A 2,182-nucleotide genomic window follows, 5' to 3' on the forward strand; every position below is an offset into this window, starting at 1 on the left:
TAACGGTTGAAGTTCCAGTCACCCTCCCCCGGCCCGCCTTCGTACAGCGGCATTTCTTCCATCAGCGCATGGCCGATGCCCATGGCGATGCCGCCTTCGAGCTGACCCTTGACCAGTTCCGGCACCAGTACCCGACCGCACTCGACCCACGAGTGATGGTTGAGCACCGACACTTCGTGCGAACCCTTGTTGACCTTCACTTCCACCAGCGTCGCCACCGGGCTGTAGTAAGTCACCGCCGCGTTGTTCAACTGAGTCGCCGGGTAGGCGATGTTCTGCCGGTCCAGCAGATGGAAACCAGCGCTGTTCATCTGCGCTTTCTTTGCTTTCGGCGCACCGTCGCCGTACTTCACCGCCAGGCCATCGAGCGGCAGACGCTCGCGCACGCCATCGATGCTGAACTCGGCCTCGGCCCAGCTCCAGCGGTTGAAACCATGGACCGTCGCGCCAGTGACCAGACCGCGCTCGTGAGCACGTTTTGCCAGCACTGCAAAAGGCAAAGGTTCCATGCCGTTGGCGGTGAGCTTGCCGTCGACCCAATGGGCGTCTTCACGGCGTACCACATAAGGGTTGGCCTGGCCGCCGTAAGGGCCTTGGCGCCAGATCTCCAGCGCCGCTGGCCACAAGCCGTGGTTGAACAGCACACGCGCCGCTTCACGGGTGGCGTGGCTGAAGTAGTATGCCGAGTTGGTGGCCGACGACGCCGAAGCAACCTTGCCGACCCAACGCGGGTTGCGCAGGAAGTTGTCCTGCTCGGCCTGGCTCATGATGTAGGGGTTGCCGCCACTGATCAGCTGCAACTCCTTCCATTCGGTTCCGCCAGTCTTCACTTCGTGTGCCGGGTTGCCGAGGAAATCAGCCACCACCATTGCCTGGGAAGTGGACATGCCGGTGCCGATTTCGATACCGATGTGGCGCAGGGTGATACGACCGTCAACGGTGTATTCGATGCTGGCCATCGGCGCTTCCGAACCGGTGCCGAAGTCTTTCTGGCAGATGGCGAAACCAACGCCGTACCAGTTGTCCGGGTCAGCTGATTCGCGTTGTTGCTTGATCGCGTGACGATTTTTCCAGGTGTCGTGAACGGCAGCCTTGTCGAGAATTTCATGCAGGCGCAAGGCACCGGCCGGGATCGCGCCCTGGGTGTTTTTCATGCCCGAACGCAGCGCATTCTTGCGCCGCAATTCAATGGCATCGACACCGAGGCGATCGGCGATTTCGTCGACCATCATCTCGGTGGACGCCATGCTTTGCAGGGTGCCGTAGCCACGCATCGAACCGGCTTCCACCGCGCGCGAATGATAGGCCGTGACCTGCAAATCGTTCTGCGGCATGTAGTAAATCGACTGCGCCGCCGTAGCGCCAACCGCTGCCACGGATGGGCTGTAGTTGACGCGTCCACCGCCGTCGACGCTCATCTCGGCGCGGAAAATCCTGAAGCTGTGATCGGTCTTGTCCACGGCCAGTTGATAGCGGATATCGAACGGATGGCGCTTGATGCCGCTCTGGAATTGCTCGTAGCGGTCGTTGGCCAGGCGTACCGGTACACCGGCGCCGTACAACGCTGCGAGGGCGGCGTAGTAGACGAAAATGTTGTGGTCTTTGGAGCCGTAACCAACGGTGTAGCCCGGGTGCATGTTCAGGTTGGCCAGGCCGAAACGCGACGGCGCGATCATCTTCGCGGTCTCGGTCGCGGTTTCCAGCGGACATTGGGTAGCGACGACAAAGTGCAGGGTCTTGGTCGCCGGGTCGTACCAGCCGTTGCCGTTGTCCGGTTCCATCGCGGCCGGTTCGATCGACGGCGTCTTGTAGCGCTCGTCGAACACCAGCCAGTTGTCCGGCGGGGTGTCGATCTGCTGCTTCATGCGCTCGGCGTAGAACAAGCCGCGCTCGGTCAGGTTGCCGTGCAGATTCGGCTGGGAATTCCACACCGGGCGACGGTTTTTCAGCATCGGAAACAGGATCGAATCCTTGAGGCTGGCGAATTCGTCTTCGTCCGCCGAGGTCGGCCCGCCCACGCGCACATAGCGGAAGCTGCCGTAGGGATCGCCTTCGTAATACGGCACCTTGGCACCGTAACGAATCGCTTTGTCATTGAATTTGAGTTGAGCCTTGGCCTTGCGGAACCGCTCGAAATCGTTCCAGATCAGGATCGCCACCGGGTGACCGATGAACATCGGCA

The 2,182-nt window shown here is 61.1% G+C and carries 1 protein-coding gene; it reads right to left on the bottom strand.

What is annotated here, in order from left to right; translation table 11 throughout:
* The coding region (locus tag D8V06_RS24100; RefSeq protein ID WP_130931946.1) for a molybdopterin cofactor-binding domain-containing protein at positions 1-2,182 on the bottom strand (2,182 nt) is incomplete at both ends.

The organism is Pseudomonas sp. Sample_24, assembly GCF_004307605.1.
Classification (GTDB): Bacteria; Pseudomonadota; Gammaproteobacteria; order Pseudomonadales; family Pseudomonadaceae; genus Aquipseudomonas.